At 26.6% G+C, this 24,530-nt stretch carries 29 protein-coding genes and 1 riboswitch; of the genes, 10 read left to right on the top strand and 19 right to left on the bottom strand.

Annotation, left to right across the window (positions count from 1 at the left end; all coding sequences use genetic code 11):
• Positions 1–242: 242 nt before the first annotated feature.
• Both CDIF1296T_RS08940 and CDIF1296T_RS08935 read left to right on the top strand, forming a co-directional pair.
• Complete coding sequence (locus CDIF1296T_RS08940; RefSeq protein ID WP_003430161.1) at positions 243–1,508, top strand: ArsB/NhaD family transporter; 1,266 nt, start codon at positions 243–245, stop codon at positions 1,506–1,508.
• Positions 1,509–1,546: 38 nt separating this feature from the next.
• Positions 1,547–2,002 (top strand): hypothetical protein, encoded by a 456-nt coding sequence (locus CDIF1296T_RS08935; RefSeq protein WP_003430160.1) that lies wholly within the window; start codon positions 1,547–1,549, stop codon positions 2,000–2,002.
• 143 nt (positions 2,003–2,145) lie between these two features.
• Here CDIF1296T_RS08935 and CDIF1296T_RS08930 read toward each other — a convergent pair whose 3' ends face one another.
• The 12 genes from CDIF1296T_RS08930 to CDIF1296T_RS08875 all read right to left on the bottom strand — a co-directional run bounded on the left by CDIF1296T_RS08930 (position 2,146) and on the right by CDIF1296T_RS08875 (position 11,064).
• Positions 2,146–2,517, bottom strand: coding sequence for a NifB/NifX family molybdenum-iron cluster-binding protein (locus CDIF1296T_RS08930; RefSeq protein ID WP_003430159.1), 372 nt, complete (start codon positions 2,515–2,517; stop codon positions 2,146–2,148).
• A gap of 2 nt (positions 2,518–2,519) precedes the next feature.
• On the bottom strand, positions 2,520–2,888 hold the full coding sequence (locus CDIF1296T_RS08925; protein WP_003430158.1) for an ArsR/SmtB family transcription factor: 369 nt from the start codon (positions 2,886–2,888) through the stop codon (positions 2,520–2,522).
• 269 nt (positions 2,889–3,157) lie between these two features.
• Positions 3,158–4,036, bottom strand: coding sequence for an NAD(P)/FAD-dependent oxidoreductase (locus tag CDIF1296T_RS08920; protein ID WP_009896832.1), 879 nt, complete (start codon positions 4,034–4,036; stop codon positions 3,158–3,160).
• A 16-nt stretch (positions 4,037–4,052) separates the two neighbouring features.
• A complete protein-coding gene (trxA, locus tag CDIF1296T_RS08915; protein ID WP_003420374.1) occupies positions 4,053–4,370 on the bottom strand; it encodes a thioredoxin in 318 nt (105 codons plus the stop codon).
• A gap of 149 nt (positions 4,371–4,519) precedes the next feature.
• Complete coding sequence (locus CDIF1296T_RS08910; protein ID WP_004454470.1) at positions 4,520–5,752, bottom strand: sensor histidine kinase; 1,233 nt, start codon at positions 5,750–5,752, stop codon at positions 4,520–4,522.
• Positions 5,742–6,413 (bottom strand): response regulator transcription factor, encoded by a 672-nt coding sequence (locus CDIF1296T_RS08905; protein ID WP_009889581.1) that lies wholly within the window; start codon positions 6,411–6,413, stop codon positions 5,742–5,744. Before CDIF1296T_RS08905 ends, CDIF1296T_RS08910 begins: the two co-directional genes overlap by 11 nt.
• Before the next feature lie 15 nt (positions 6,414–6,428).
• Entirely contained in the window at positions 6,429–7,265 is an 837-nt protein-coding gene (locus CDIF1296T_RS08900) for a hypothetical protein (protein WP_004454474.1), read from the bottom strand.
• Positions 7,266–7,290: 25 nt separating this feature from the next.
• Positions 7,291–7,965: a DNA-binding protein gene (locus tag CDIF1296T_RS08895; protein ID WP_004454475.1), complete on the bottom strand. Its 675-nt coding sequence runs from the start codon at positions 7,963–7,965 to the stop codon at positions 7,291–7,293.
• A 13-nt stretch (positions 7,966–7,978) separates the two neighbouring features.
• The gene (locus tag CDIF1296T_RS08890; protein ID WP_018112775.1) at positions 7,979–8,707 is read right to left on the bottom strand and encodes a DNA alkylation repair protein; all 729 of its coding nucleotides are present in this window, start codon (positions 8,705–8,707) and stop codon (positions 7,979–7,981) included.
• A 126-nt stretch (positions 8,708–8,833) separates the two neighbouring features.
• Positions 8,834–9,523 (bottom strand): radical SAM protein, encoded by a 690-nt coding sequence (locus tag CDIF1296T_RS08885; protein WP_003430150.1) that lies wholly within the window; start codon positions 9,521–9,523, stop codon positions 8,834–8,836.
• A gap of 7 nt (positions 9,524–9,530) precedes the next feature.
• Positions 9,531–10,094: a membrane protein gene (locus tag CDIF1296T_RS08880; protein ID WP_009896827.1), complete on the bottom strand. Its 564-nt coding sequence runs from the start codon at positions 10,092–10,094 to the stop codon at positions 9,531–9,533.
• A 1-nt stretch (position 10,095) separates the two neighbouring features.
• Positions 10,096–11,064 (bottom strand): nucleoside hydrolase, encoded by a 969-nt coding sequence (locus CDIF1296T_RS08875; RefSeq protein ID WP_009896825.1) that lies wholly within the window; start codon positions 11,062–11,064, stop codon positions 10,096–10,098.
• A 100-nt stretch (positions 11,065–11,164) separates the two neighbouring features.
• Positions 11,165–11,208, bottom strand: a riboswitch (PreQ1 riboswitch).
• A 364-nt stretch (positions 11,209–11,572) separates the two neighbouring features.
• On the opposite strand from CDIF1296T_RS08875, the gene CDIF1296T_RS08870 reads away from it, so the two are divergent.
• The 6 genes from CDIF1296T_RS08870 (at position 11,573) to pcp (ending at position 15,888) form a co-directional block, all read left to right on the top strand.
• Positions 11,573–12,202 carry a TetR/AcrR family transcriptional regulator gene (locus tag CDIF1296T_RS08870; protein WP_004454480.1) on the top strand — a complete coding sequence of 210 codons (630 nt, stop codon included), beginning with the start codon at positions 11,573–11,575 and terminating at the stop codon, positions 12,200–12,202.
• Positions 12,177–12,581, top strand: coding sequence for an FMN-binding protein (locus tag CDIF1296T_RS08865; RefSeq protein ID WP_009896824.1), 405 nt, complete (start codon positions 12,177–12,179; stop codon positions 12,579–12,581). The genes CDIF1296T_RS08870 and CDIF1296T_RS08865 overlap by 26 nt, the downstream gene beginning before the upstream one ends.
• 2 nt (positions 12,582–12,583) lie before the next feature.
• Positions 12,584–13,060 (top strand): flavodoxin domain-containing protein, encoded by a 477-nt coding sequence (locus CDIF1296T_RS08860; protein ID WP_003430144.1) that lies wholly within the window; start codon positions 12,584–12,586, stop codon positions 13,058–13,060.
• A 546-nt stretch (positions 13,061–13,606) separates the two neighbouring features.
• Complete coding sequence (locus CDIF1296T_RS08850; RefSeq protein WP_009889567.1) at positions 13,607–14,272, top strand: DUF969 domain-containing protein; 666 nt, start codon at positions 13,607–13,609, stop codon at positions 14,270–14,272.
• A 21-nt stretch (positions 14,273–14,293) separates the two neighbouring features.
• Positions 14,294–15,226 (top strand): DUF979 domain-containing protein, encoded by a 933-nt coding sequence (locus tag CDIF1296T_RS08845; RefSeq protein WP_003433654.1) that lies wholly within the window; start codon positions 14,294–14,296, stop codon positions 15,224–15,226.
• A gap of 20 nt (positions 15,227–15,246) precedes the next feature.
• Entirely contained in the window at positions 15,247–15,888 is a 642-nt protein-coding gene (gene pcp, locus CDIF1296T_RS08840; RefSeq protein WP_003430137.1) for a pyroglutamyl-peptidase I, read from the top strand.
• A gap of 119 nt (positions 15,889–16,007) precedes the next feature.
• On the opposite strand, the gene CDIF1296T_RS08835 is transcribed toward pcp, so the two are convergent.
• A complete protein-coding gene (locus CDIF1296T_RS08835) occupies positions 16,008–16,340 on the bottom strand; it encodes a winged helix-turn-helix transcriptional regulator (protein ID WP_003420359.1) in 333 nt (110 codons plus the stop codon).
• Between the two features lie 264 nt (positions 16,341–16,604).
• Here CDIF1296T_RS08835 and CDIF1296T_RS08830 point away from each other — a divergent pair, with 264 nt between their 5' ends.
• Positions 16,605–17,225, top strand: a complete 621-nt coding sequence (locus CDIF1296T_RS08830; RefSeq protein ID WP_004454488.1) for a flavodoxin family protein — start codon at positions 16,605–16,607, stop codon at positions 17,223–17,225.
• Between the two features lie 324 nt (positions 17,226–17,549).
• On the opposite strand, the gene CDIF1296T_RS08820 is transcribed toward CDIF1296T_RS08830, so the two are convergent.
• The 6 genes from CDIF1296T_RS08820 to CDIF1296T_RS08795 all read right to left on the bottom strand — a co-directional run bounded on the left by CDIF1296T_RS08820 (position 17,550) and on the right by CDIF1296T_RS08795 (position 23,331).
• Positions 17,550–18,374 carry a TraX family protein gene (locus tag CDIF1296T_RS08820; RefSeq protein ID WP_009896820.1) on the bottom strand — a complete coding sequence of 275 codons (825 nt, stop codon included), beginning with the start codon at positions 18,372–18,374 and terminating at the stop codon, positions 17,550–17,552.
• Positions 18,375–18,384: 10 nt separating this feature from the next.
• Positions 18,385–19,788, bottom strand: a complete 1,404-nt coding sequence (locus CDIF1296T_RS08815) for a HAMP domain-containing sensor histidine kinase (protein ID WP_009896818.1) — start codon at positions 19,786–19,788, stop codon at positions 18,385–18,387.
• Between the two features lie 3 nt (positions 19,789–19,791).
• Positions 19,792–20,517: a response regulator transcription factor gene (locus CDIF1296T_RS08810; RefSeq protein WP_004454491.1), complete on the bottom strand. Its 726-nt coding sequence runs from the start codon at positions 20,515–20,517 to the stop codon at positions 19,792–19,794.
• A 111-nt stretch (positions 20,518–20,628) separates the two neighbouring features.
• Positions 20,629–21,402 carry an ABC transporter permease gene (locus CDIF1296T_RS08805; protein WP_009896816.1) on the bottom strand — a complete coding sequence of 258 codons (774 nt, stop codon included), beginning with the start codon at positions 21,400–21,402 and terminating at the stop codon, positions 20,629–20,631.
• 5 nt (positions 21,403–21,407) lie between these two features.
• A complete protein-coding gene (locus CDIF1296T_RS08800) occupies positions 21,408–22,295 on the bottom strand; it encodes an ABC transporter ATP-binding protein (protein ID WP_009896814.1) in 888 nt (295 codons plus the stop codon).
• Between the two features lie 13 nt (positions 22,296–22,308).
• Positions 22,309–23,331, bottom strand: a complete 1,023-nt coding sequence (locus CDIF1296T_RS08795; RefSeq protein WP_009896812.1) for a membrane protein — start codon at positions 23,329–23,331, stop codon at positions 22,309–22,311.
• Between the two features lie 574 nt (positions 23,332–23,905).
• Between CDIF1296T_RS08795 and CDIF1296T_RS08790 the strand changes: the two genes are divergently transcribed.
• The gene (locus tag CDIF1296T_RS08790) at positions 23,906–24,082 is read left to right on the top strand and encodes a hypothetical protein (protein ID WP_009889562.1); all 177 of its coding nucleotides are present in this window, start codon (positions 23,906–23,908) and stop codon (positions 24,080–24,082) included.
• Positions 24,083–24,530: the final 448 nt, after the last annotated feature.

Here is a 24,530-nt window from a genome sequence, read left to right as displayed (position 1 = left end):
TTGGATACAATAAATTCTAGTTTAAAGGGTATATTTTTTCGTTTGTCGTTTAATATTATTATCAATGGAATAATTTTAAAATTTATTTAAATAACAAAAATTTTCTTTAAATTCTGTCAATTTTTCAAAAACTTTGTTAAATAATATACTTTCATACATCCATTGAAAAAACAATAAAAAAGTAATACTATATATAGTACTAGCATTAGGCACAAAATAATACAAATGGAGGTACTTATATTATGGAATTTCAACAAATAATAGCTATATGTATATTTTTAATAGTTATGGCAGCTATTATTACAGAAAAGGTAAACAGATCCGTAGCAGCTGTTGGTGGTGCACTATTAATGATAATATTCAATATACTTACACTTGATGAAGGATTAAGCCATATAGATTTCAATACTATTGGTGTATTAGTTGGTATGATGCTATTTGTAGCTGTTGTCAAAAACTCGGGGTTATTTGAATATATAGCTATCTGGACTGCAAAGAAAGCCAAAGGTGACCCATGGAAGATAATGATTTGCTTTGCTATTATAACAGCTATTTTATCAGCTGTATTAGATAATGTTACAACCGTCTTACTTATTGGACCAATGACTATAGTTATTACACAAATATTAGGACTTAATCCAGTTCCATTTTTAATAACACAGATTTTAGCTTCAAATATAGGAGGAACAGCTACTCTTATAGGAGACCCTCCAAATATTATGATTGGTAGTGCTGCCAATCTTAGTTTTATGGATTTTGTAATAAATTTAGGTCCTGCTGTTATAGTAATACTTGCTATAACTATAATATGCTTTAGATTTATTTATGGAAAAGAACTTGTTGTGAATGAAAGAGCTAAAAATGCAATATTAAAACTAGATGAAAAAAAATCTGTTAAAGATAAACCTCTACTTATAAAAAGCCTTATATTAATAGCATTCATACTTTTTGGTTTTATGTTTCACAGTACAATCCACATAGATTCTTCTGTTGTAGCACTGACAGGAGCATCTATAATGCTTTTAATAGGAAAACAAGATGTAGATGAAATTATGGCAGGTATTGAATGGTCTACAATTTTATTCTTTATGGGATTATTTGTAGTAGTTGGTGGATTAGTAGAAGTTGGGATAATAAACAAATTGGCTCAAGCATTGATTGGACTTACAGAAGGACATCTTGTATTTACAATGTTGTTGATATTATGGTTGTCAGCTATAGTCTCTTCTTTCTTAGATAATATTCCATTTGTTGCAACACTAATTCCTCTTATTTTGACTATGCAAGCTGAAGGTATTGATGTAATGCCACTATGGTGGGCAACATCTCTTGGAGCTTGTCTTGGAGGAAATGGAACACTAATAGGAGCATCTGCTAATGTTGTACTAGCAGGTATAGGTAATAAACACGGTCATCCTATCTCTTTTAAGGAGTATTTCAAAATAGGTTTTCCACTTATGATTATATCCATTATTATATCTACTGTTTATTTAATTATAAAATTTTAAAAAATATAGTATAATAATACTAAAGGGGATGTGTATATATGAATATTAATACTGTTCAAGGTGATTCGATTGAAGTTCTTTTAAGACAGCTTGGTGCCACAAGAATATCAAAAGTAAGTAGTACATTATATTTTATCAAGTTTGATTTAGGAGACGGTTGGGAAATATCTTATACTTATAATATTAATGCTAAAGACCAATATTTTTTACAGAGAATTGAACCATATCCTATTGGTAGAGGTCTATTTAATGATGAATATGAAATAGTATCATTTATATCAAAGGATTTAAAAAAATTTCTAAATGCTAAAAATAGTAGTAACTTTAAGACATTTGTTGAAGTTACTAGAAAGGTCAATTCTATCATTGATAATGTAGAGGAACTATTTTTAAACTACAATGTAGATGGTGATGATTTAAAAACACTTAATAAAGAACTCAATGACATATTAAATGATATTGACTATATAGAAAAACATACCAAAAAAATCTAAAAGTAGTAAACTTGTAAACTTGAAATATTATTAAGGATACTACAAAAAACATAAAAATCTAAATTTTGGTTTTAAAAGAATAAAATCGTATTTATTAAAAGAAAAAATAGCTGATGAAGTATATATTTCATCAGCTGTTTTTTTTAATGATGCCCACATCCGTCATGTGAGCAAGTATGGTCTGATGGAAATTCTACTAATTTTCCATTTTTAAGTAAGTCTAAATTAGCACTTATAGTATCACCTTCTGCTCTGTAAACTTTTATTCCCATTCCATTTAATTTAATTATAGCTCCTTGTCCTATTCCTCCAACAACTACTGCATCTACAGCTGTCCCTGACAATGCTTTTAATGGTTGACATTTTCCATGTTCATGATCTAAATCTCCATTATCTAAAGATTTAACTTCTCCACTTTCTAAATCACACACAACAAAAATTGGAGCAGAACCAAAATGTCCATATGGTTTACTATCCAATCCTTTATTCTCCTCTACTGGTATACATACTTTCATCATTATTTCTCCCTTCTCTTACAACATTTTTTTATAGATTTACATTCTTTACTGCATCCTAGATGTATTGTATTTACATCAAATACATCTATAAAGCTTTCACTAGAATTACTTAACATAGAATTTATAAAATCTACACATATATTAAATGATTCTTTATTAATATGATATAAAACATAGTATCCTTCTTTATATCCTGTTATTATCCCAACATCTTTTAATATTTTTATATGTTGTGAAACAGCAGAATCTGAAATCCCTAGATATTTAGAAATCCCCTTTTGACATATATTTCTCTTGGATACTAATATAAGTATGTTAAGTCTAGTTTCATCACTCAATGCTTTAAATATTTTAACCAAGTTTTCCATAAGTACCTCGTTTTGATTAAGTAATTACTTAATTAAATTATAGTACTCTTAATTAGATTTTTCAACCATTATTTTTAAATTTTGGAGTATATTATAAATAATTCCAATTTTTACTAATATAACTTTGAGTTTTATTAATAAAAGTAATTACATATAGATTTTAAAATACTTTTATTAATAACTTAAAAATAAAAAACTGTCTTGAAATAATAAAATTATTTCAAGACAGTTTTTTATAAATATCTTTAAAAAGTTAATCAATATAAATATTAAGCCCTCTTTAATTTATCTAAATAGTAAACAGCATTTAAAGCTGCTATTTGCCCTTGACCAGCTGCTTTTATATAAGAATATGGTTTTCCAACACAATCTCCAGCAGCAAAGCATCCATCTATACTAGTCTTCATATTATTGTCAACTTTAATATGAATGCCATCAATCTCTATTCCAGGAACCAATGCACTTGGAGCCGTACTATCTTTTATAACGAATACTCCATCAACTTCAATGTGGTTTTCTTTAAAAGATACTTTGTTTACAAGTTTATCTCCATCTATCTGTACTGGTCTGTCATGTATAACTTCAATAGAATCATCTAGGTTATCTGAACTTCTCATAAGATTATCTTTTTTGTACATAGGTATAAAATAAGTCTTTGAAGTGAGTTCACTTAAAAAATTTGCTTCTTCTTTAGATTCTTCATTATATCCTATAACTGCTACCTTTTTATTTCTATAAAGTGGTGCATCACATGTAGCACAGTAGCCCACACCTCTTCCTAGAAATTCTTCTTCACCCTTGATTGGTCTAGTATACTCTACCCCAGTTGCAAGGATTACAGTAGTAGCTTCATACATATCATTTCCAGACATCATTGTAAAGTATTCTCCCATAGCATAAATATTATTTATTCTTTTATTTTCAATTGAAATATCCATACTATCTATATGTGATTTAAACTTGTCTTTTAATTCATCACCACTTATATCATAAAAACCTAAATAATTATCTATTGAAGGAGCTTTAACAAGCTTATTACTTAAATTATCATTACCAAACATGATAATTGTTTTATTTCTTATTTTTGCATTTATAGCAGCAGACAATCCAGCTGGACCACTGCCGATTATAGCTATATCATATCTCATAATACTCACCCATTTTTTATAAATATGATTTTACTTGCATTTCAATTTTGTTCTTTGGCATGAATCCAATTAAAGTTTCTACTGGTTTTCCATCTTTAAATATAATCATAGTTGGTACTGTAGATACATTGAATTGTTGAGCTATTTCTAAGCTCTCATCTATATCAACTTTTACAAATCTAGCTTTATCCTTCATCTCTTCACCTAATTCTGCAAATACAGGTCCCAACATGTTACAAGGTCCACACCAAGTTGCAAAGAAATCAACTACAACTACTCCCTTACTACCTTCAACACTACTTCTAAATTCAGATGTATTTATAACTTTTGCCATTTTTAAATCCTCCTATTAAACTTTATTATCCCTATATAATTATACTATGAAATTTATAAATATAAATTTACTTTTATAAGGTCTTTTTATATTTTATACTAATTAGTATACCCATTCTTCATTTCTAAAAACAATTTTTTATATTTTTATTATTTTAACTTTTTTGGTATTGACAATTCAAATGTAGTTCCAATATCTACATCAGAAGTTACATTTATATCAATAGATAAGTTTAAACTAATCATGCGAGCTATTGAAAGTCCTATTCCAGAACCTTCTAAATCTTTATTTCTTACATTTTCACTTCTAAAAAATCTATCAAATATAAGAGGTATCTCTTCTTTTTTTATGCCTATACCAGTATCACTTATAAGTAAAGTTACCTCATCCTCTATATCTTCTTTCAATTCTAATGCTATCTCATCACCCAATTTTGTATACTTAAAGGCATTATCAATGAAAATTAATATAAGTTGTCTTAATTTATTTTTATCTGTTATTATAACTTTATTCTTCAGTTTAGAATTAAACACGAATCTTTTTTCCTGAAACTCAGCAATGTCAATATAGTCTTCTGATATTTCTTCCAATAACTTTTCTAAATCTATTTCTTCTAAATTAACTTTAACAATAGAGTCCTCTTTAGTAAGAGACAATAAATCAGTTATCATTTTTTTAAGTCTTCTAGTTTCCTTCATTGCAGTAGCTATTGTTTCAACTTCATCATTTACTGTACTTTCTGGGGATTTTAACATACTTTCTAATTTTGATGAAACTATTGTTATTGGTGTTCTTAATTCATGAGAAGCATCTTGTATAAACTTAGCTTGATTTTTCCATGCTGTTTCTATTGGAATTAAAGCTTTTCTAGTGAGATATACAGCCACAAAGTAAGTAATTATTACAGAAATTAATATTCCAATTATAAGAACAGATGTAAGCTGTCTTAAAGAATTCATCTCAGAATCTATATTTCTAATTATCTGTATTTGGTATCTACCTACATCTACATTTAATTCTCTAAAAGTATATCCATTTTCTGTGTATTTAAAAAACGAATTTTTTTTATCTAGTCTTCTATCTGGAAGTAACTCATCAAAATATTCATTTTGAGTATAGTAACTTATCCTTCCATCTTCATATACATACACCATATCTTTAGGATCTTTCAGTCTTATTGGGTTCAAAAATGAAGTTCTTTTAAATTGAGAGACTATATATTCAAGTTCATCATTTATCTCACTATCAATTCCACTATATGTAAGTCCCCTAAAATATGAGTATATAAATATAGAAAAGATTATTAAAAAACTACCTACTACAATAATATACATTTTTATTAAATGATTTTTAGTACTGGTAAATACATTCTTATTTATCATCGAATATATATCCTACCTTACGTTTAGTTTTAATATATTTATCATATCCATATTTACTTAGTTTTTTTCTTAGATTACTTACATATACTTCCACTATTTCAATAGTCGCATCTGAATCAATTCCCCATATTCTATCATAAATCTGCTCTTTTAATAAAATTGAACCTTTATTTAATACAAAATACTCAAGCAAGTTAAACTGTTTGTTTTGAAGTTTTATTTCTTCTTTTTCAATATACACTCTTTTTTCTAGTGTATCTAAATATAAAGATTTAAATTCTAATCCGTTTCTTTCTTTTATTTTTCCATTAGTCCTTAATATAGCGTATACCCTAGCTACTAACTCTTCCATATAAAAAGGTTTTGTCAAATAATCATTAGCTCCTATAGTAAATGCTTCTACTTTGTCATCTAATGTTTCTTTTGCTGTCAATATAAGTACAGGTGTATCTATATTATTAACTCTCATTTTCTTTAGGATATCAAATCCATTTATATTAGGAAGCATTAAGTCTAAAATGACTAAATCATATATATTTTGATTTACTAAGTATAAAGCTTCTTCTCCATCTTCACACTTTTCAGTTTCAAAATGCTTGCTAAGTTCTTCTACTACACTTTCTAAAAGTATCTTATTATCTTCAACTATTAAAACCTTCATAAGTATCCCCTACCTTTATTTGTCTATCTTAACTTTATGAGATTTTAAGTCAATATCCACATTGGCTTTTTCTTTTATATCATCATACGTATATCCCACTATTTCAACACTTTTTGCCTTTGTTGAACACAATATATCTATATCTGTCTCTTCTGAAGGCTTTAAAATCTTATATGATGGCACACGATTTACTGTTAAATATTCTCCATTTTCATTAACTTCTGCTGTCTTAAGAATAATATTTCCTAAATCTTTTGATGATGAATTTTTTACTTTTACTTGATACGTAATTCCCTCATTTGATTCATTTACTTTTTTAAGTTCTGATGTAGATAGCACCTCATACTGACTACTATTTTCTAGCTTAATATTATTATTTCTTATATTAATAGTATTTTCTTTTAAATTAACATACACAATCTTACCCTCTGCCTCATATTCATATGCATAAACTTCTACACCCTTTACAAAAGTTTTATGCCCACATTCTATGTAAGCAACTTTCCCAGGCATTAAAGTCATGTCCAACAAAGCCTTACTATCCGAAGATATAATTTTTTTATTCTCATCATATTCATTATATATCAATTCAACATTGGATATATTAAATGTTGAATTATTTTCTACCTTTGTTGATGTATCTACTTTATCACCTTCATCTATATTTATAATTTCTGATTTTCCTATATTCAATACTTTTGCATTTCCCTCATCTATTTTTATCTCATTTTTATCTTCTGTTTGAATATCAACTGAATCAGGCTGTTCATCTTTTTCACATGCTGTCAACATAAAAATAAATATTGTTAATATAATCATTAGAGAAATTGATTTTTTTACTATTTTATTCATATTAAGCACCTCATATAGTAGTATTTTATAGTAGATTTTTATACTTTTTCATAAATTCTTTCAATGCCTGTGTAAGTATTTGATGTTTTTCAAAATTCGAATTACTACATAATCTTTCAAAATCATTCCATATTTCTTTATCTATACGTATTCTTGTTGTTTTTAATTCATCTATGTGTTCATCATCTATATGTACATCTTTTTTATTAGATACTTTTTTAGGCTTTATATTGTAATCTTTTACTTCTAAATACCAATCATATACTTCACAAAGCTTATCTAAATCTTCTTGAGTTATATTTATTTTTCTATCTTTCTTAGGCTTAATATTTTGTTTTGGCTTTGCATTTTTTAAGCCTGTATCATTAAACTCAATTTGTTCAACACTTTTACTTAAAGCCTTTTCATTAGAAATCTTTTTTTTGGTGCTTACTTTTTTTCTATTACTTATAGTATTCTTTTTACTTTTTTCATACTCCTTAGCTTTCTCTTCTTCCAAGTTTCTATTATCCAAACTTTTATTATAATTTAATTCGTCTTTTAATATGTATTTACCTTTTTCTGACTTATATCCTTTTTTATTTAAAAAAGTTCTTAAAGTACTTTGACTAATCTTTAGATTTTGAGCTATCTCTGCAAATTTAAATCCTTTGCTTTGAAGTTCTAAAAATTTGTCAATTCTGTCTTCATTGTTATTCATTAATATTCCTCCGTCAACATCTTCTTGTCTTTCTTTTCATACTTCTTATTATATTCTTCTTTTCTAAATCTACTCTATTTGATTCAATTATTTTTTGTAGCATTTTATTATAAGTGAAATCATCTAAATTATTATTTTTTATATAGAGAAAAGTTTCCTCTTCACATTTAATAAAACAAATTGATAGCAACCATGCCATACCCATTTTAACATAATATTCTTCACTTTGTATATTATTACAGTATTCAAATATTTCTTTAATATGTTTATCATCAACATAATATATTAAAAACATAACTAATGCAAATCTAATTTCCCATGGATTCTTTGAATAAACATATTTTTTAAGTATATCATACATATTTTCTTTATATTTTTTCATAGACTTTAAATCAGAACAAAATCCATCGCAAACTGACCAATTATCGATTTTAGGTATAAATCTTTTTACATAGTATAAAGTTTCTTCAAAATTACTATTTATATTGCCAATTACCATACCTTGTAGCCTAACTTCTTCATAGTATGTATCCTCTGCTACTTCTAAAAATTTCTTCCAATTTCCTTGGCTTATTTCTTTTGATAACTTTCTTAAATTAGGAACTCTAATACCTATTATATTTTCTGTTCCAGGTATAAGCTTTTTATTAAAATCTCTATATTTTATATCTTGTATAGACATCATATATTCTAAAAGTTCATTATAATCCAATTTATTCCATTTTCCCCTATCAAACATCATTTAATTGCTCCTTAATTCCTTTTTTCTTATTGTAACATAAAACTCTACAAAAAAAGCTTCTAACTATTAGAAGCTTTTTCAAAAACATAAGAAACTTTTCAATTTTAAATTTAAACTAAATTAATGCTAATCTCCTACACCAAAGTCTGTATTATTGTATAAAACTTCTATATTTGGATTTTCATCCAAGAATTTATACTTACTAACAAACCATTTCACTAACTCTTCATCTCTTTTTATACTAGAAGAATTATTTATAAAAACATTCACTGTCGCTTTTTCAAAAGTATTTAGGATAATCTCTATATCTTTATCTATCATCTCTTTTGTTTGTCCTTTTATTCCAACCATAATACAAGGTGAATCAAAATATTCTTTTACATCTTGTGGAGTCTTAAAATTTGCATTTTTATTTAAAATATTATTTCTAAAATCATTGTCAAAGGTTTCAACTCCAATTTTAAATACCACAGGAATTTCAAAATACTCTCTCATTTCCTTAAGCCTATTTTTGTAAGACCAATGACTTTCTAAAAATAATTTTTTTATATTTTTCTCTTTTATAATACACTTTATTTTTTCTAAAGTATCCTTAGGTAATTCAAAACAGCTTCCAGAATTTATGACTTCAAGAACTCCATATTTCCCAGTTACGTTTTTTAAAACCTTTAGATTTAATTTATTCATCTCTTCTTCTAAATTAGAATTATCATCTATATAATCACAAAAAGAACACTTTCCCCATATACAAGGAAATCCTTTAAGCAGAACAATTTCTCTTTGATTTTTATTTGTTATCTCACTATATCTATCCATTTTCTATCTATTTTCCTCCAGTCAATGATACCTTTAAAGTTTTTGGAACTGCATTTAATCCTAAATTCACTAAAACAACTGCTAACAGCTTATCTCCATAATCAGTAAATACTTGGGTTACAAACACACTAAAAACATCTCCCAGTCCTAACACTTTCAAGATTTGCACTATATATGATGAACCAGAAGAGGTCATACCTCCAAATAAAAATGCTGAAATTATTGAACTTATTATAGATGTTGGAATGGCAAATAAAAGTACTCCTATTGGAGTTTTTAAACCTCTTAAAAAATTCTTTTTAAATGCTATTCCAGCAAGTAATCCGGTTGATATTTGAACTGGTGCAAAATAGAGAGAATACACATCAAACGTAATTCCACTTATTAAACTTCCAAACACACCTGTAACAACAGCGTATTTAGGTCCTAAAAGTGAAGCTATCATTATAGTTCCTATTGAATCTAAGTATACAGGTAATCTTAATCCCATAGCTATAAAAGCGCCTATTATATTTATAGAAATACCAAAAGCTATAAGTGTAATAGTTTTTACACATATTTTTCTTTTCACACTATATCACTCCTTCCACAGAGTCTATAATGTCTTCATAACCTTTAAAAAGCCTCTTTAAAAACATGTACATAAATTTCTTCTCATCAACTTCATTTAGAACAATTGCATTAGGATTTTTTTTATAGAAATTGAAAGAATCCACTATAGACTGACCCATAGCTATTCCATCTTCTACAACTTCTACATATGATTCAAATCCTTTACATATACTTCTATCTATAAAGTATGCTACTGCTAGAGGGTCATTTATCACACAGCCAATTATTCCCTCCTGTTCCCAATGGAAATCAATATAAAATCTAGTTATTTCAGTTATATACTTTGCCATCTTCTTATCAAGTCTATTTATAAACTCAATAATATTAGGAGTAAGTACAATTTTTCTAGTTACATCTAAACCTACCATGTGGATTTTTTTAGATAAATTCTTGTAAACATAATCTGCTCCATGTGGGTCTACCCAATAATTAAACTCTGCTACTGGAGAGCAATTTCCATGAATCCTAAATGCTCCTCCCATAGATATAAACTCATCGAGATTTTCAAATGCTTTCTTATCTTTAATAAGTGCTTTAGCTATGTTTGTAAGTGGTGCAAGTGCTATTATTGATACTTTTTCATGATTATGTAAAGTATTTATTATAAAATCCACTGCTCCATTTTTTGCTTTAGCTCCCACAACCTTTTGATAAAAGTTTTCTCCAATACCATCTTCTCCATGTGTATCTTGAGCTGTTACAAGTTTTCTTTTTAGTGGTGCTTCTTCTCCTATATATACTGGAATATTTAGTGAAGAACACATTTGAAGTGTTTTTAGTGCATTTTCTGCACCTATATTTGCTGGAACATTTCCACAACATGTGGTAATTCCAATCACTTCTAGCTCTGGTGAGTTTAAAGCCAGAAGAATTGCCAAAGAATCATCAATTCCTGGGTCACAATCAATTATTACTTTTCTCTTTTCCATTTTTTATCCTCCTTGATTTGTGGTCGAGGAGAACTACACATCTTTTTTCCACTTTCAAAAAGGTGTGTCTAAGGGTATTAATTATATACTGCCACTATATAATTCCTTAGTTTTTTATACTTGGAGTTCTCGAACAAGTACAGATGTAAAATCATATTTTTAGTCTACTTACTATAGACTCTTAAAAACTATAGACCGTTAAAAAATTTTTAAACATCTGATTTAATAGCTATAAAATAAATTTTATAGCATAAAAGAATTTATTATATTTTAGTGTATCTTATTAAAGTTTATTTAGAATTATGAACCAACTTTAATAAGATGTGGCGCATTTAAACCGATTATTATTATACAATAATATCTTAAATATTACAATTAATAACATTAATTTATTATCCATAAAAATATATTAACTTATATTATTTAATAATTTATTGACAGTATTAAAATTAAATTATACAATAACAGTGTAAATTAACTTAACACCGTTAAGCAAAGAGGTAATTATATGAGTATCAAAGAAAGACGTAAAAATGAAAAAGAAGAAATGAAGAAAAAGATTATGGATGCTAGCATCGAAATTATAAACCAACATGGATATGAAAATTTATCAATAAGAAAAATTGCTACAAAAATAGAATATTCTCCAACTACAATTTATCTTTACTACAAAGACAAAGCAGAAATTATCAGCGATATGACCAATAAACTTTATAACACAGTAGAAAGTAATGCCATTGACATTATGAATAATTGCTCATCACTACCAATAGATAAACAAATCATAGAAATTATGACTAGCTTTATAAAAACTCTTTCTAGTGAACCAGAGATGGCAAAATCTATCATGCATAGTAGAATGAATATTATATTTGCATCTGAAAATACAAACAATACGCCTAGCAATAATGGTATAAAAATGCTTGATAAATTCCTTTCCATTGGAATTGAACAAGGAATATTCAAAAAAAATATAGATAAAAGCTCATGGATGCTTATAAGTGCATTGTTAGGATTCGTTTTATGTGTTGTTGAAAATAAACTATATTCTTTACATAATTTTTCTCAACTTATAGAAAATTTCTTAGATATTTTAGTGGGAGGACTTTACAATGAAAATTCGCAACAAGGCTACTAATAAAAAGAAAAAATATGTAAGAATATCTATTGCTCTATTCTTTGTATTTATATGCATTATTATTGTAATTGTAAGCAACTTAAAGCCGGAAAACTTGGTAGTAAAAGATATAGATATTAATAATGTTAAAAATGGCATTTATACTGGAGGTGCTGATAATAACTTGGTAAAAGCTACTGTGTCTGTTGAAGTTAATAATGGTAAAATCCAAAATATTAATATCTTAAAACACGACCATCTTTTAGGTAAACCTGCTGAAAAAATTACAACAAGTATTATTAAACAACAGTCTTTAGATGTGGATGCTATAACTTCTGCAACTTATAGCAGTAATACTATACGAAAAGCTGTAGAAAATGCTTTAAGAAAGGGAGAATAATTATGAATACTATTATTATATATTCAAGTAAATATGGTTGTACAAAAGACTGTGCAAATATACTAAAAAATAAACTATCAGATAATGTCACTATTGTTGATATTAATAATAATAATAATAAAATTGAGTTATCAAAATTTGATAAAATTATTATTGGAAGTTCTATATATGTTGGTTCAGTTTCAAAAAAAATACAAGTGCTATGTAATGATAATGTAGAGTTATTAAACAAAAAACAAGTTGGCATTTTCCTTTGCTGTGGCTTTTCTGAACAAGCAGATAAATATTTAAAATCAAATTTTCCATCATCCTTATTAGAAAGTGCAAATGCTATTGGAATTTTTGGTAGTGAAGCTCGATTAGAAAAAATGAAATTTTTAGATAAACTTATTATGAAGGCTGTTTCAAAAGGTAATTATGACAGTTTTAGAATATCACAGGATAATATAGATAATTTTTTAATAAATCTTAATAGCTAAAATAAAACTAATTATCTCTATGATAAATTCTTTTATTTATAAGTAATATTGCTCAAAATAGTCTTTAAACTTTATCAAAATTTTATTTTTCTTAGTGAAATCTAATGAAACTAGCACTTAATATATGCTTTATTAATCATAACAAAAAGAGAGTGTCTAATGAACTAAAAAATTCATTAGACACTCTCTTTTTGTATGAAATCAAATATATTTTTATCATTTCAAAAGTGAAAAATACACTTGTCTCTATGTTTGGCACATTCTCTTTTTATAATATAATATCTAATTTAAAACCTATTTCAAATATTGACATATACTTAAACTATAGACTTACAAAATCAATTCATATTAGCTTAAAATATAATCTTTGTTATTCAAATTCCTATACACAACCATTATTTACTTTGATACTTAAAAACATCTTCCCTATTTTTTATTAAATTTTATAATAATAGTCCTATTAACGCAAATACTATAAAAAGAGTTTAACTTTATCCATTAAATAAATTTAAATTAAAACATATAGAAATGGAAGGAGAACAATTTATGATAAAACTAATCGGTATATTGATAGTTGTAATTGGATTTATACTTAAAATTGACACACTATTTACTGTATTATTAGCAGGAGTGGCAACAGGAATTGTTGCAGGATTAGATTTTAATCAAATTTTTACAATTTTAGGAGATTCTTTTGTCTCAAACAGAGGTGTATCATTATTCATATTAACATTGCCAGTAATCGGTGTATTAGAAAGATATGGTTTAAAACAAAGAGCTGTTTCTTTAATAGAAAAATTAAAAAGACTTACAACAGGAAAAGTACTTACTATATACATGATAGCTAGACAAATAGCTGGTGCTCTATCAATAAGAATGAGTGGACATCCTCAATTTGTAAGACCACTTGTTAATCCTATGGCACAAGCTGCTGGTTTAAGTAATAGTGATGAACTAAAAGAATCGGATGAAGAAGCCATAAAGGCATTATCTGCTGCATCAGAAAACTATGGAAATTTTTATGGTCAAAACTTATTTGCAGGTAGTAGTGGAGTATTACTTATAGCATCTACTCTGACTCAATTTGGATACAATGTAACTGGACTTAATATTGTAAAGGCTAGTACTATTATGGCAGTAATAGCACTTGTAGTGGCTACAATCCAGTTTACCTTATATGATAAAAAATTAAACAAAAGTCATAAAAAATAGTTTTATTTAGGAGGAATAAAAATGCAAAATTTTATAAACATATCATTAGAAATCTTTTACGCACTAATGGGATTTTTAATGATTGTTATAGCATATAAGTCTTTTACTACCATAAATAACAATAAGAAATATGGTACATCATTATTTTGGATACTTATATCATTGCCATTCATATTTGGTAGATTGATTCCAGCCAATATAATAGGAATAATATTAATATTATCTAGTTTATTAACACTTTCTAAACAAGTTGTATTTGCAAAGTATGAAGAACCAGATGAAAATTTTGGAAAAGAACAAGCAGACAAACTTAAAAATAAAATATTTATACCATCATTAATATTAGCATTTGCTGCAGTAGTAGTAGCTATGAGCCTTTCTAATTTTGATAATTCTTCTCAATTTGCAATAGGTGTGGGTTCAATAATTGCATTAATATCAGCCCTTATAATAACTAAGGCAAAACCTGCTACATCAGTTCAAGATGGCTCAAGATTACTTCAACAAATGGGACCTGCTAGTATGTTACCACAACTTTTAGTTGCATTGGGAGCTTTATTTACTCAAGCCGGAGTCGGTGAAGTTATTTCAACCATGATATCTGGTGTAGTCCCTGCTGATAGCAGATTATTTGGTGTTATAGCTTATGTATTAGGTATGGTTATATTTACCATGATAATGGGAAATGCATTTGCCGCATTTTCAGTCATAACGGCAGGAATTGGTATTCCTTTTGTATTGTCTCAAGGTGGAAATCCTGCTATAATTGGAGCATTAGCATTAACAGCAGGATATTGTGGAACTCTACTTACTCCAATGGCTGCTAATTTTAATATAGTTCCAGCAGCCTTGCTAGAATGTAAAAATGATTATATTGTTATAAAATATCAAGCTCCAGTTGCTTTGGTATTAATTATAGCCCACATATTAGTAATGTACTTTTTAGGATTTTAATATAATTAGGAGGTAAAATAATGAAAATTTTGTTAACAGGATTTGACCCATTTGGCGGAGAACCAATAAACCCAGCTCAAGAAGCAGTTGAAAGGGTCAATAATAATATAAACGGTGCAGAAATCATAAAGATAACTATACCAACAGTTATGACAAAATCTGTTGAAGCTATAGATAAAGCTATTCAAGAGCACAATCCAGATATAGTAATATCAGTTGGACAAGCTGGAGGTAGATTTGACATTACACCTGAGAGAGTTGCTATAAATATAGATGATTTTAGAATAAAAGATAATGAGGGTAACCAGGTTATAGATACTATTATAAAAGAAGATGGTGAACCTGCATATTTTTCAAAATTGCCTGTAAAAGCTATGGTAAAACATATGAATGAAAATAAAATTCCAGCTAGTGTTTCAAACACTGCAGGAACATTTGTTTGCAATCATGTGATGTATGGAATTCTTTATATGATAGACAAGAAATATCCTAATATAAGGGGTGGATTTATACACATCCCATATACAACTTCACAAGTAATAGATAAAAAAAATACACCATTCATGTCTTTAGAAGAAATAGTAAAAGGCTTAGAATTAGCTATAGAAGCTTGTATTATATATAAAGAAGATGTAAAAGAAATTGGTGGTGAAATTTCATAATAAATTTTTTAGTATTTTTATAAATTAAAAATACTAACTATTAATTTAAATATAGACTGTGAGTAGATTATTCAAACAATTTTACTCACAGTCTTTTTATGGTATCTACAGATACAAAATTAAGGTCTATTCCTCTCTCCCCACTCACACATTGCATCTAAAATTGGAATCAGAGATTTTCCCCTTTCTGATAGACTATATTCTACCTTAGGAGGTATTTGAGGATATTCAGTACGAATAATCAAGTTATCTGCTTCTAATTCTTTTAATGATAAACTCAAAGTTTTATAGGAGATAGTATTTATATAACGTTTTAATGCATTATATCTTACAACTTCAAATTCTACAAGACAGTAAAGAATTATCATCTTATATTTACCACTAATCAGTGAAAGTGTATAACTAAATCCTGTTTCACTTAAATCTGTATTTGATATACAGTCTATACTCATATATTACACTCTCCTTTTGGTTAGTATTGAACAAAAATGTGCGTACTTGTTTTTAGAATAATTTATAATAAAATTATAGTGTAAGAATAATTGAAAGTCAATTTTATAATAGGAGGTGTATTTACTAAAAAAAAGTTATTTTAAATAGGATTCTAAGATTAGACATTTCTATATAAATTGATAATATTCATGAAAATCCTATTTTATAAAAAATAATATCTCTTAGAAAATCTATTAAATAAAATTCATTGGAGGAAATTTATAATGAAAGTTTTATTGATAAACGGTAGCCCAAACCAATATGGATGTACTTATACAGCACTAAATGAGATTACTAAAGTATTGAGTAAACACGATATTAAAACAGAAATACTGTATTTAGGTAAAGAAACAATCCCAGGATGTATTAGTTGCGCATCCTGTTTTGAAACTGGAAAATGCATTCGAAATGATAAAGTTAATGAATTGATTGAAGATCTGGATAATATTGATGGTATTATTATTGGTTCTCCTGTTTACTTTTCTAGTGCAACTGGTCAATTAACTTCTTTTCTTGACCGTCTATTTTTCATAGCTGGAAGTCGCATGGCTACAAAATTAGGTGCTTCAGTTGTGTCATGTAGACGTGGTGGTGCAAGTGCAACATTTGACCAACTAAATAAATATTTTTCAATCAGCAATATGCCTATTGTATCATCACAGTATTGGAACCAGGTACATGGCTTTACTCCAGAGGATGTTATGAAGGATGAAGAAGGATTACAGACTATGCGAACTCTAGGAGAAAACATGGCATGGCTTCTTAAGTGTATATCAGCAGGTAAAAAAGCTGGAATTAAAGAACCACAATATGAAGAAACAATTATGACTAATTTTATAAAATAAATAAAAAATGTACTAATATTAATTAAAACAAAACACTAATTTATAAATAAAATAAGCATAAATGTAGGATAAAAAGCACTAAAACAGAGGTATTGAATTTTATATCAAACCTCTGTTTTATTATTACATTAATAACCAAACCATGTATAACATCATATATTTCTAAATAAATTATAATATTATATTCTAATGTTATTGAAATTACAATAACTGAATTTCTGCTCATAAATTTAAATATTCTACAAATCTCATCTAAATAACAATTTTAATAGACCTAAAACAATCCTCATATTGTTCATTTTGTATTAAAAATATCACTTACAATCAAAAACCATTTATTAAGTATATTCCTAAGATATACAATATATATACATGGATTGGATAGTATAAATAAAATAAATACTTCATACTCTTCCCTTTTTCTCCATTGTAAAGTAACATTAAAGGTAGAGAAGCAATCATCATCCATTGGTAATTTTGTAAAATAGAATTTTTTAAACTATAATCTCCATTTGACATTGTTGTAAATATAAATATACACATTAAAGCATAACAAATACTCAAACTGAACTTTTTCCCTCTACACAAATAAAAAATAATCCCAAGTATAATCCAAATTGGTCCACCTTCTACTAAAAATGGTACTGGTACCAAAATCATAAATAAAGCAATAACTCTGTTAGTGACTTTAAAAAGTAAAGCTACTGTAAATATTCCTAAAATTATAGGAATGATTATCATCAATAATCCTATAATAAAATATTTAATTTCTTTCTCTTTTCTAAATTTCTTTATGAACTCTATTGCTTGTAAATAAATCGCTATTAAAAATAATGTTGAAAAAATGTTATTTATAATTATAGCTCCTTCTGGATGTGAAAATACATTATTAATTATTTGATTTCCTATAGCCATAATAACAGACCAAATATACAATCTACTTATATATTTTTTTCTGTTACTAGTGTGATAAAATCCTTCAACAGCCATAAATATAAACAGTGGTGCTGATATTCTGCCTACCCAATGAAACCAAATTGGTATTTGCATTGTTTGTGGCATAAATGCTGCTATATGGTCAAATGTCATAAATATTAATGCTAAAATCTTAATAGTAAACCCACTTATACCTTTTTTAAAAAAATCCATATCATATCTCCTAATTTTGTTTTATCTCTATAATAATTTTTGTTCCTATTCCAATTTCACTACTTACATAAATTTTACCTTTATGAATCTCTATTATTTCTTTAGAAATAGCCATACCAAGACCTGAACCTTTATGCATCTCACCTGTATTAGTACCTCTATAATATTTTTTAAAAATATGTTTCAAATCACTTTTGCTTATTCCAATTCCATTATCTTTTATTATAATTTCTATATTATCTTTTTTTACAATTTCTACACTTATCAAAGTTCCTTCGCTATTATGAACTATTGAATTAAATATAAGATTGGTTATAGCCCTTCTGAATAAGATTGAATCTACATATACTTCAATTAAATCTTCATTACTTTCAAATTCAATATTCCTATTTTTATATCTATTATCATTTAAAATATCAATTATTATATCTCTGACTAAACTGACTAAATTTATTTTTTTCTTGTCCAGAACTATAGTATTATTTTTTAATCGAGTAGATAAATTTAAATCATCAACTAAATCTTTTATATACTTAGACTTATTATATATAATTTCTGTATACTCTTGTATTTCATCTTCTTCAAACTCATAATCTTTGTCATTAATTATCTCTGCATACCCTTGTATAGATGCTAGAGGTGTCTTTATATCATGTGTTATATTTGCCAGCCATTCCTCTCTCAACTCTTCATTTTCTTTTCTCTCAACTTCATTTACTCTTAAAGTATCAGCTAACATATTTATATTTTTAAAAACTTCTTCATATATACCTCTGTCCTTAAGATATAAACTATAATTTCCATTAGCCATAGTCTCAATACTCCATAGTACGCTTGAAATTGGTTTTGTAAGTTTTCTACTAAATAAATATCCTACGCCTAAAGCTACCACGCTATCAATTACTAGTGTTATAATGATAACTTTATTTAAAGTTTTTTTAATGTTATTTTGAGAATAGGTTAAAATTATTCTTGATATATCTCTACTAGGTATACCTACTATTATGTTTAGATGTTTTTTGTTTAAATATTTTTCTAGTACAAAATTAACATACTTTGTTTCTATATACTTGTAATTATTCACCATTTGAAAGGGTGTATATTTTTTTGGAGTATCCTTTGGCACATTTACTCCATAAACTTCCTCTCCTAAATCATTTAAAACCTGTATCCAGGAATTTGATTTTTCTAATTTTTCAGCTCCAATCTTAGATAGTTTAAATTCTCCATCTTTTTCATATAAATCTTTTTCAAAAGAACGTGCAAATTCTTCAGGATTATTTCCAGAATCTACAACTTTAAAAAAGCTATTAGTTGAAATCACATACAATATAGATATGATATTTATAATTACTACTGATATAGCTACAAACACAATTGTAAATATAAAATTTCTAGTAATCTTCCACTTCATATTCTAATCTTCCTTTACTGCTAATTTATATCCAAGACCTTTTATTGTCAGAATATATTCAGGTTTTGAAGGATTATCCTCTAATTTTTCCCTAATTTTTCTTATATGAACCATTATAGTATTGTCAAATCCAACATAATCTTCTCCCCACACTTTATCCCATAGTTTTTCTTTACTTATAATTTGATTTTGATTATGTGCAAATAAAGATAGGATTTTTAGTTCCTTTGCAGACAGTCCTATAGATTTTCCATCTTTTATAAGTTCTGCCCTACTTTCATTTAATATATATGGGCCAAATGATATAATTTTTTCTTCATTATTATTTAGATTTTTACTTTCGTTTTGAGCATCACTAAAATAACTTAATCTTCTCAAATGCGCTTTAACTCTAAAAGCCACTTCCTTAGGGCTAAAAGGTTTTGTAACATAATCATCTCCTCCAATCGCTAGTCCAAGTAACTTATCTAATTCTTCGGTTTTAGCTGATAAAAATATTATTGGAGAATTGGAGGTTTTTCTTATTTCTTTACAAATATCATAACCTTCGCCATCTGGTAACATAATATCCAATACAATCAAATCAGGATTAATACTTTTAAATAATTCTAATCCTTCTTTTTTAGTTTTTGCAGTATATATATTATTAAGGCCTTCTTTTTTTAGGACAGTTTCTAAAAGCTTCAATATTTCTACTTCATCATCTATTATTAAAACACGATTTTCCATAAACAACCTCCTGTAATAATTTACATATATATTAGCATATATTTTATCTAAAATTCATTTATCTTATTTTTAATTAAACTAAAATATAAATAAAATTACTATTATTTTTAGTTAAAACCTTTTGCTTGATGTAAAATTTTCATATGTTATTTTAGTTAACACTATCATTAATATAATTGAGATTACTATAGAAAAAACTATCAAAATACTTGGTACATTATACTTAACCATTTGTTGGCTCATCATAATCCAATTTGGAGTCACTGACATAAATTTTATAGCTTTATCTGGTATAAAACCTACACTAAAGTATGGAATTGCCATTATCAATCCACCTAGTATAAATGGAATTACAGCCGATTTAAATATAGATGAAAGTGTTAAGCCTATTTGTGCAAATATAAAAGAAGCAAAAATAGTAGTCAATATAACAATTATATACATTTGTATTACTGTAAGATTTAAATTACTATTTCCAAAGTACCATAAGTTATGAATCGGTTCATTTAAATTTTTAAAATCAAAAAAACTAAAACCTCTAATTCCTACTAACAATATAAAAGAAATATTAATAATAGATAAAATTAATCCATTAGCTACTAGTTTTGATAATACTACTGATTTTTTTCCCTTTTTAGTTGTATTTATTAAACCTGTCATATTAGAATCATATTCTTTAATGTAATTTCCAGAAGTTATTATAAACATTATCAAACCTATTAGAGGTATTGAGCCTTCTATCTTGTAAAATATATCTGCATAAGTATCTAAAACATCAAACTTTCTAATCAGAAAAAATCCAAAAAATATTAAAAACAGCCAAATTATCCAAACACTCTTTGATTTTAATATTTTTATCATTTCAGCTTTAACTAAATACATCATTTCTACTACACCTCCCTTGCATCTTCTAAATCAAAATAAAACATGTATACATCTTCGAATTTTGCTTGAACTGGTTGTATATTATCCTCGCTTAGAATATCCTCTGAAACAATTCTAAGTACTATTGAATTAATATCACTTTGAATACTTACAACCTTATATTTAGATTGTATATCATCAACTTCACATTCATTTTTAACTTGAACATTATATACTTTATTTTCCATGTGACTTAATATGTCTTTGTGTGTTCCTTTCATTAGGAGTTTGCCATCTTTAATCATTATTGTTTCCTTTGCAACTGATTCTATATCGGAAATTATATGAGTAGAAAGTATTATTATCTTATCTCTAGACATTTTTGCTATTAAATTCCTAAATCTAGCTCTTTCTTGTGGGTCAAGACCTGCTGTTGGCTCATCAAGGACTATTATCTTAGGGTCGTTTAGTAAAACTTGTGCTATCCCAACTCTCCTCTTCATACCTCCTGAGAATTTTCCTATAGACTTATTTCTCACATCATAAAGACCTACTAAATCTAATAATTCTCCTATCTTACTATTTAAATATTTTCCCCTTAAACCTTTTAAAGCTCCAATATACTGTAAAAATTCTTTTGCTGTAAAATTTTTATAAACTCCAAATTCTTGTGGCAAATATCCTAAAATATTTCTATAATCAGCATCCATTTTAAATATATCCTCACCATTATAAAGTATCTGACCTTCATCAGGTTTTATCAACGTTGTTATTTGTTTCATTAATGTAGATTTTCCTGCTCCATTTGGTCCTAGAAGACCATAAACTCCATTTTCCAGAGTTACTGTAATCTTGTCGTTTGCTACTTTTTTACCATATATCTTTGAAAGATTTTCTATTTCTAATTTATTCATCTTAACTCCCCTTTTATCTACTTATATAATCTGATTTTATTACTAAAAAACATAATGACATAGTACCTATCAATATTGCCATCAAAAGTCCTATTGCTATATTGACAATGTCTATATTCACTTTAAATATCATAATATCACCTAGATAATTTCCTATTATTTTATTAAAACCAAATATCAAATCATAATAATTTACATTTGATACAACTGAAAGTAATTTTTTAGGTAATATATGGATTACCGACATTATCTTAGTTATAGATATAATAAATATAAAAAAACTTATTGAAGATATTGAAGACTTACTTATAAAAGACCCAAATATGGCTATCATGGCCCATCCTTCAAACATCAAAAGCTCTATGCCTATATTTAATATTACATACTTTGTTATACTTAAATTAGTTTTCAATGCAACTACATTGTCTACTATTCTAAAAGATTCTAAGTCTCCATTAACAGGTACTCCTTGTTGCATACAAGTTATAATAAATATTCCCATTAAATAAACAGAATAAATTACTAATGGAACTAATAAAGCAACAAATATTTTAGACTTTAATGCTTTTTTCTTCTCTTTTGATGATAGTATGATATCTTTTACCGAAGTAACGACTTCATCTACGTAAATATTGGATATAATTATAGATATAATGATTAACATTCCTACATTTATAAGTGAATTTGTAACTCTATAGTTAAATACTTTCCAAAAACTAATATCCTTATATTCATTCACACTTAGATTATCAAGTTTTTTCTTTGACATTAATTCAATTTTTTTAGAAAATTCACCTGTATCTGTTTGATTTGAAAACTGCTTTAAAACATTAATCTTATTTTGAAATTTCTCATTACCTATGTCGATACCACTTCTCGTATCTTCTATACGTCCTTTTTCTTTATCTATATAATAACTTTCTGTTTCTAAAACAGGCGCAATAAAGATACTAATCATTAGTATTAACACTAATATGCCTAGAGATATAAACATACTCTTAGATTTAGCCAATTTTTTTATTTCCCAATTTACCAATATATTTCTCCTCCTAAATCATTTTAATTACACATATATATTAAAACTTAAATCTTATATAAATATAATACTAACCTTAAATAAAGCTTAAATTATTTTATAATTTATAGGTGTGTTTATTATTGGAGTTACATTTATTATTTTTCTGGGAAATTATACATTTTCAATTATTTTTATTATTTTTGATATTTTTATTGATTGGAAATTTTATTGTTGTTCAAATTGTAGTTATTCTTTAAATTTAAAGATGGAGTTTTTTAAGAATAGAACCTACTGTCCTTATTATGGAAAGATTATTAAATAGTTGCATATAACTTTATTTATCTTGAATCTTATTTTTAAAAACAATTATAATTTTAGAATATTTTCTATTCTCAAACAAGCATGTTGAATAATGAAGCATCTTCTAGTATTATATACTTGTAGAATAAAACTAAATTGGTAAAACTGGGAATATTTAACCTTAAGGAGTTAAGTTATAGAAACTAGTACTAAAAAATTTTATAAATTATGTTAATTGACTAATAGAATGCGACTTTTTATTTTTACTAAATTTTTTAGGGGGATGGATAATATGTTTATTGGAGAAATAGACAAATGTACACATATACTAACTGCTTACATCAGTAGTTCATATGATTATTGTAATTTTTTAGATACACAGTTAGATGATTTTATATCAGAATATGGAGAAACGGTAGTTGAAACCTGCTTACATCAAGTCTTATTATTAGTAAGTAGATACAATTAAAACTAAATTTTTCTAGAAAAACCTTTTTAGATTTATCTACTCTAATAAATATATAATTTTTTGTACTTTATAAGTAACTATAACTTCTGCTAAAGTAAAGATGTATTGGGAGTACATCTTTACTTTCCCATTATAGAAGTTAAAAGCATACACCATAAAATCAATCATCCAATACAAATTATATATTTCCTATGTCTAACTTAATTTACAAGAATCATTCTATATGCATATTCTGCAATCCACTAAACATGGCTCTAAACCTTTACTATTTTATACATTCTCTATAAATCATACAAATCATATATAAAATCCCCCTAATATGTTTAAACCACCTATAAAATAACACCAATATTTAGAATATTCAATATCAACTGCATAACTGGTCAATAAAAACGTATAACTAGACAAATTTCAATATTTATATAAATAATACAAGAAAAACAAGCAT

Origin of the sequence: Clostridioides difficile ATCC 9689 = DSM 1296 (assembly GCF_001077535.1) — a bacterium.
GTDB classification, from domain to species: domain Bacteria; phylum Bacillota; class Clostridia; order Peptostreptococcales; family Peptostreptococcaceae; genus Clostridioides; species Clostridioides difficile.
This window is presented reverse-complemented; position numbering and strand designations above follow the sequence as displayed.

What these genes read in the sequence shown, in the direction of transcription:
- CDIF1296T_RS08790 (WP_009889562.1), top strand. Translation starts at nt 23,906, where the DNA reads ATGTTTATTGGAGAAATAGACAAATGTACACATATACTAACTGCTTAC.
- CDIF1296T_RS08895 (WP_004454475.1), bottom strand. Translation starts at nt 7,965, where the DNA reads ATGAATAACAATGAAGACAGAATTGACAAATTTTTAGAACTTCAAAGC.
- CDIF1296T_RS08925 (WP_003430158.1), bottom strand. Translation starts at nt 2,888, where the DNA reads ATGGAAAACTTGGTTAAAATATTTAAAGCATTGAGTGATGAAACTAGA.
- CDIF1296T_RS08870 (WP_004454480.1), top strand. Translation starts at nt 11,573, where the DNA reads ATGAGTATCAAAGAAAGACGTAAAAATGAAAAAGAAGAAATGAAGAAA.
- CDIF1296T_RS08935 (WP_003430160.1), top strand. Translation starts at nt 1,547, where the DNA reads ATGAATATTAATACTGTTCAAGGTGATTCGATTGAAGTTCTTTTAAGA.
- CDIF1296T_RS08830 (WP_004454488.1), top strand. Translation starts at nt 16,605, where the DNA reads ATGAAAGTTTTATTGATAAACGGTAGCCCAAACCAATATGGATGTACT.
- CDIF1296T_RS08835 (WP_003420359.1), bottom strand. Translation starts at nt 16,340, where the DNA reads ATGAGTATAGACTGTATATCAAATACAGATTTAAGTGAAACAGGATTT.
- CDIF1296T_RS08860 (WP_003430144.1), top strand. Translation starts at nt 12,584, where the DNA reads ATGAATACTATTATTATATATTCAAGTAAATATGGTTGTACAAAAGAC.
- pcp (WP_003430137.1), top strand. Translation starts at nt 15,247, where the DNA reads ATGAAAATTTTGTTAACAGGATTTGACCCATTTGGCGGAGAACCAATA.
- CDIF1296T_RS08930 (WP_003430159.1), bottom strand. Translation starts at nt 2,517, where the DNA reads ATGAAAGTATGTATACCAGTAGAGGAGAATAAAGGATTGGATAGTAAA.
- CDIF1296T_RS08900 (WP_004454474.1), bottom strand. Translation starts at nt 7,265, where the DNA reads ATGAATAAAATAGTAAAAAAATCAATTTCTCTAATGATTATATTAACA.
- CDIF1296T_RS08890 (WP_018112775.1), bottom strand. Translation starts at nt 8,707, where the DNA reads ATGATGTTTGATAGGGGAAAATGGAATAAATTGGATTATAATGAACTT.
- CDIF1296T_RS08815 (WP_009896818.1), bottom strand. Translation starts at nt 19,788, where the DNA reads ATGAAGTGGAAGATTACTAGAAATTTTATATTTACAATTGTGTTTGTA.
- CDIF1296T_RS08850 (WP_009889567.1), top strand. Translation starts at nt 13,607, where the DNA reads ATGATAAAACTAATCGGTATATTGATAGTTGTAATTGGATTTATACTT.
- CDIF1296T_RS08920 (WP_009896832.1), bottom strand. Translation starts at nt 4,036, where the DNA reads ATGAGATATGATATAGCTATAATCGGCAGTGGTCCAGCTGGATTGTCT.
- CDIF1296T_RS08910 (WP_004454470.1), bottom strand. Translation starts at nt 5,752, where the DNA reads ATGATAAATAAGAATGTATTTACCAGTACTAAAAATCATTTAATAAAA.
- CDIF1296T_RS08875 (WP_009896825.1), bottom strand. Translation starts at nt 11,064, where the DNA reads ATGGAAAAGAGAAAAGTAATAATTGATTGTGACCCAGGAATTGATGAT.
- CDIF1296T_RS08810 (WP_004454491.1), bottom strand. Translation starts at nt 20,517, where the DNA reads ATGGAAAATCGTGTTTTAATAATAGATGATGAAGTAGAAATATTGAAG.
- CDIF1296T_RS08805 (WP_009896816.1), bottom strand. Translation starts at nt 21,402, where the DNA reads ATGATGTATTTAGTTAAAGCTGAAATGATAAAAATATTAAAATCAAAG.
- CDIF1296T_RS08885 (WP_003430150.1), bottom strand. Translation starts at nt 9,523, where the DNA reads ATGGATAGATATAGTGAGATAACAAATAAAAATCAAAGAGAAATTGTT.
- CDIF1296T_RS08865 (WP_009896824.1), top strand. Translation starts at nt 12,177, where the DNA reads ATGAAAATTCGCAACAAGGCTACTAATAAAAAGAAAAAATATGTAAGA.
- CDIF1296T_RS08940 (WP_003430161.1), top strand. Translation starts at nt 243, where the DNA reads ATGGAATTTCAACAAATAATAGCTATATGTATATTTTTAATAGTTATG.
- CDIF1296T_RS08800 (WP_009896814.1), bottom strand. Translation starts at nt 22,295, where the DNA reads ATGAATAAATTAGAAATAGAAAATCTTTCAAAGATATATGGTAAAAAA.
- CDIF1296T_RS08820 (WP_009896820.1), bottom strand. Translation starts at nt 18,374, where the DNA reads ATGGATTTTTTTAAAAAAGGTATAAGTGGGTTTACTATTAAGATTTTA.
- trxA (WP_003420374.1), bottom strand. Translation starts at nt 4,370, where the DNA reads ATGGCAAAAGTTATAAATACATCTGAATTTAGAAGTAGTGTTGAAGGT.
- CDIF1296T_RS08845 (WP_003433654.1), top strand. Translation starts at nt 14,294, where the DNA reads ATGCAAAATTTTATAAACATATCATTAGAAATCTTTTACGCACTAATG.
- CDIF1296T_RS08905 (WP_009889581.1), bottom strand. Translation starts at nt 6,413, where the DNA reads ATGAAGGTTTTAATAGTTGAAGATAATAAGATACTTTTAGAAAGTGTA.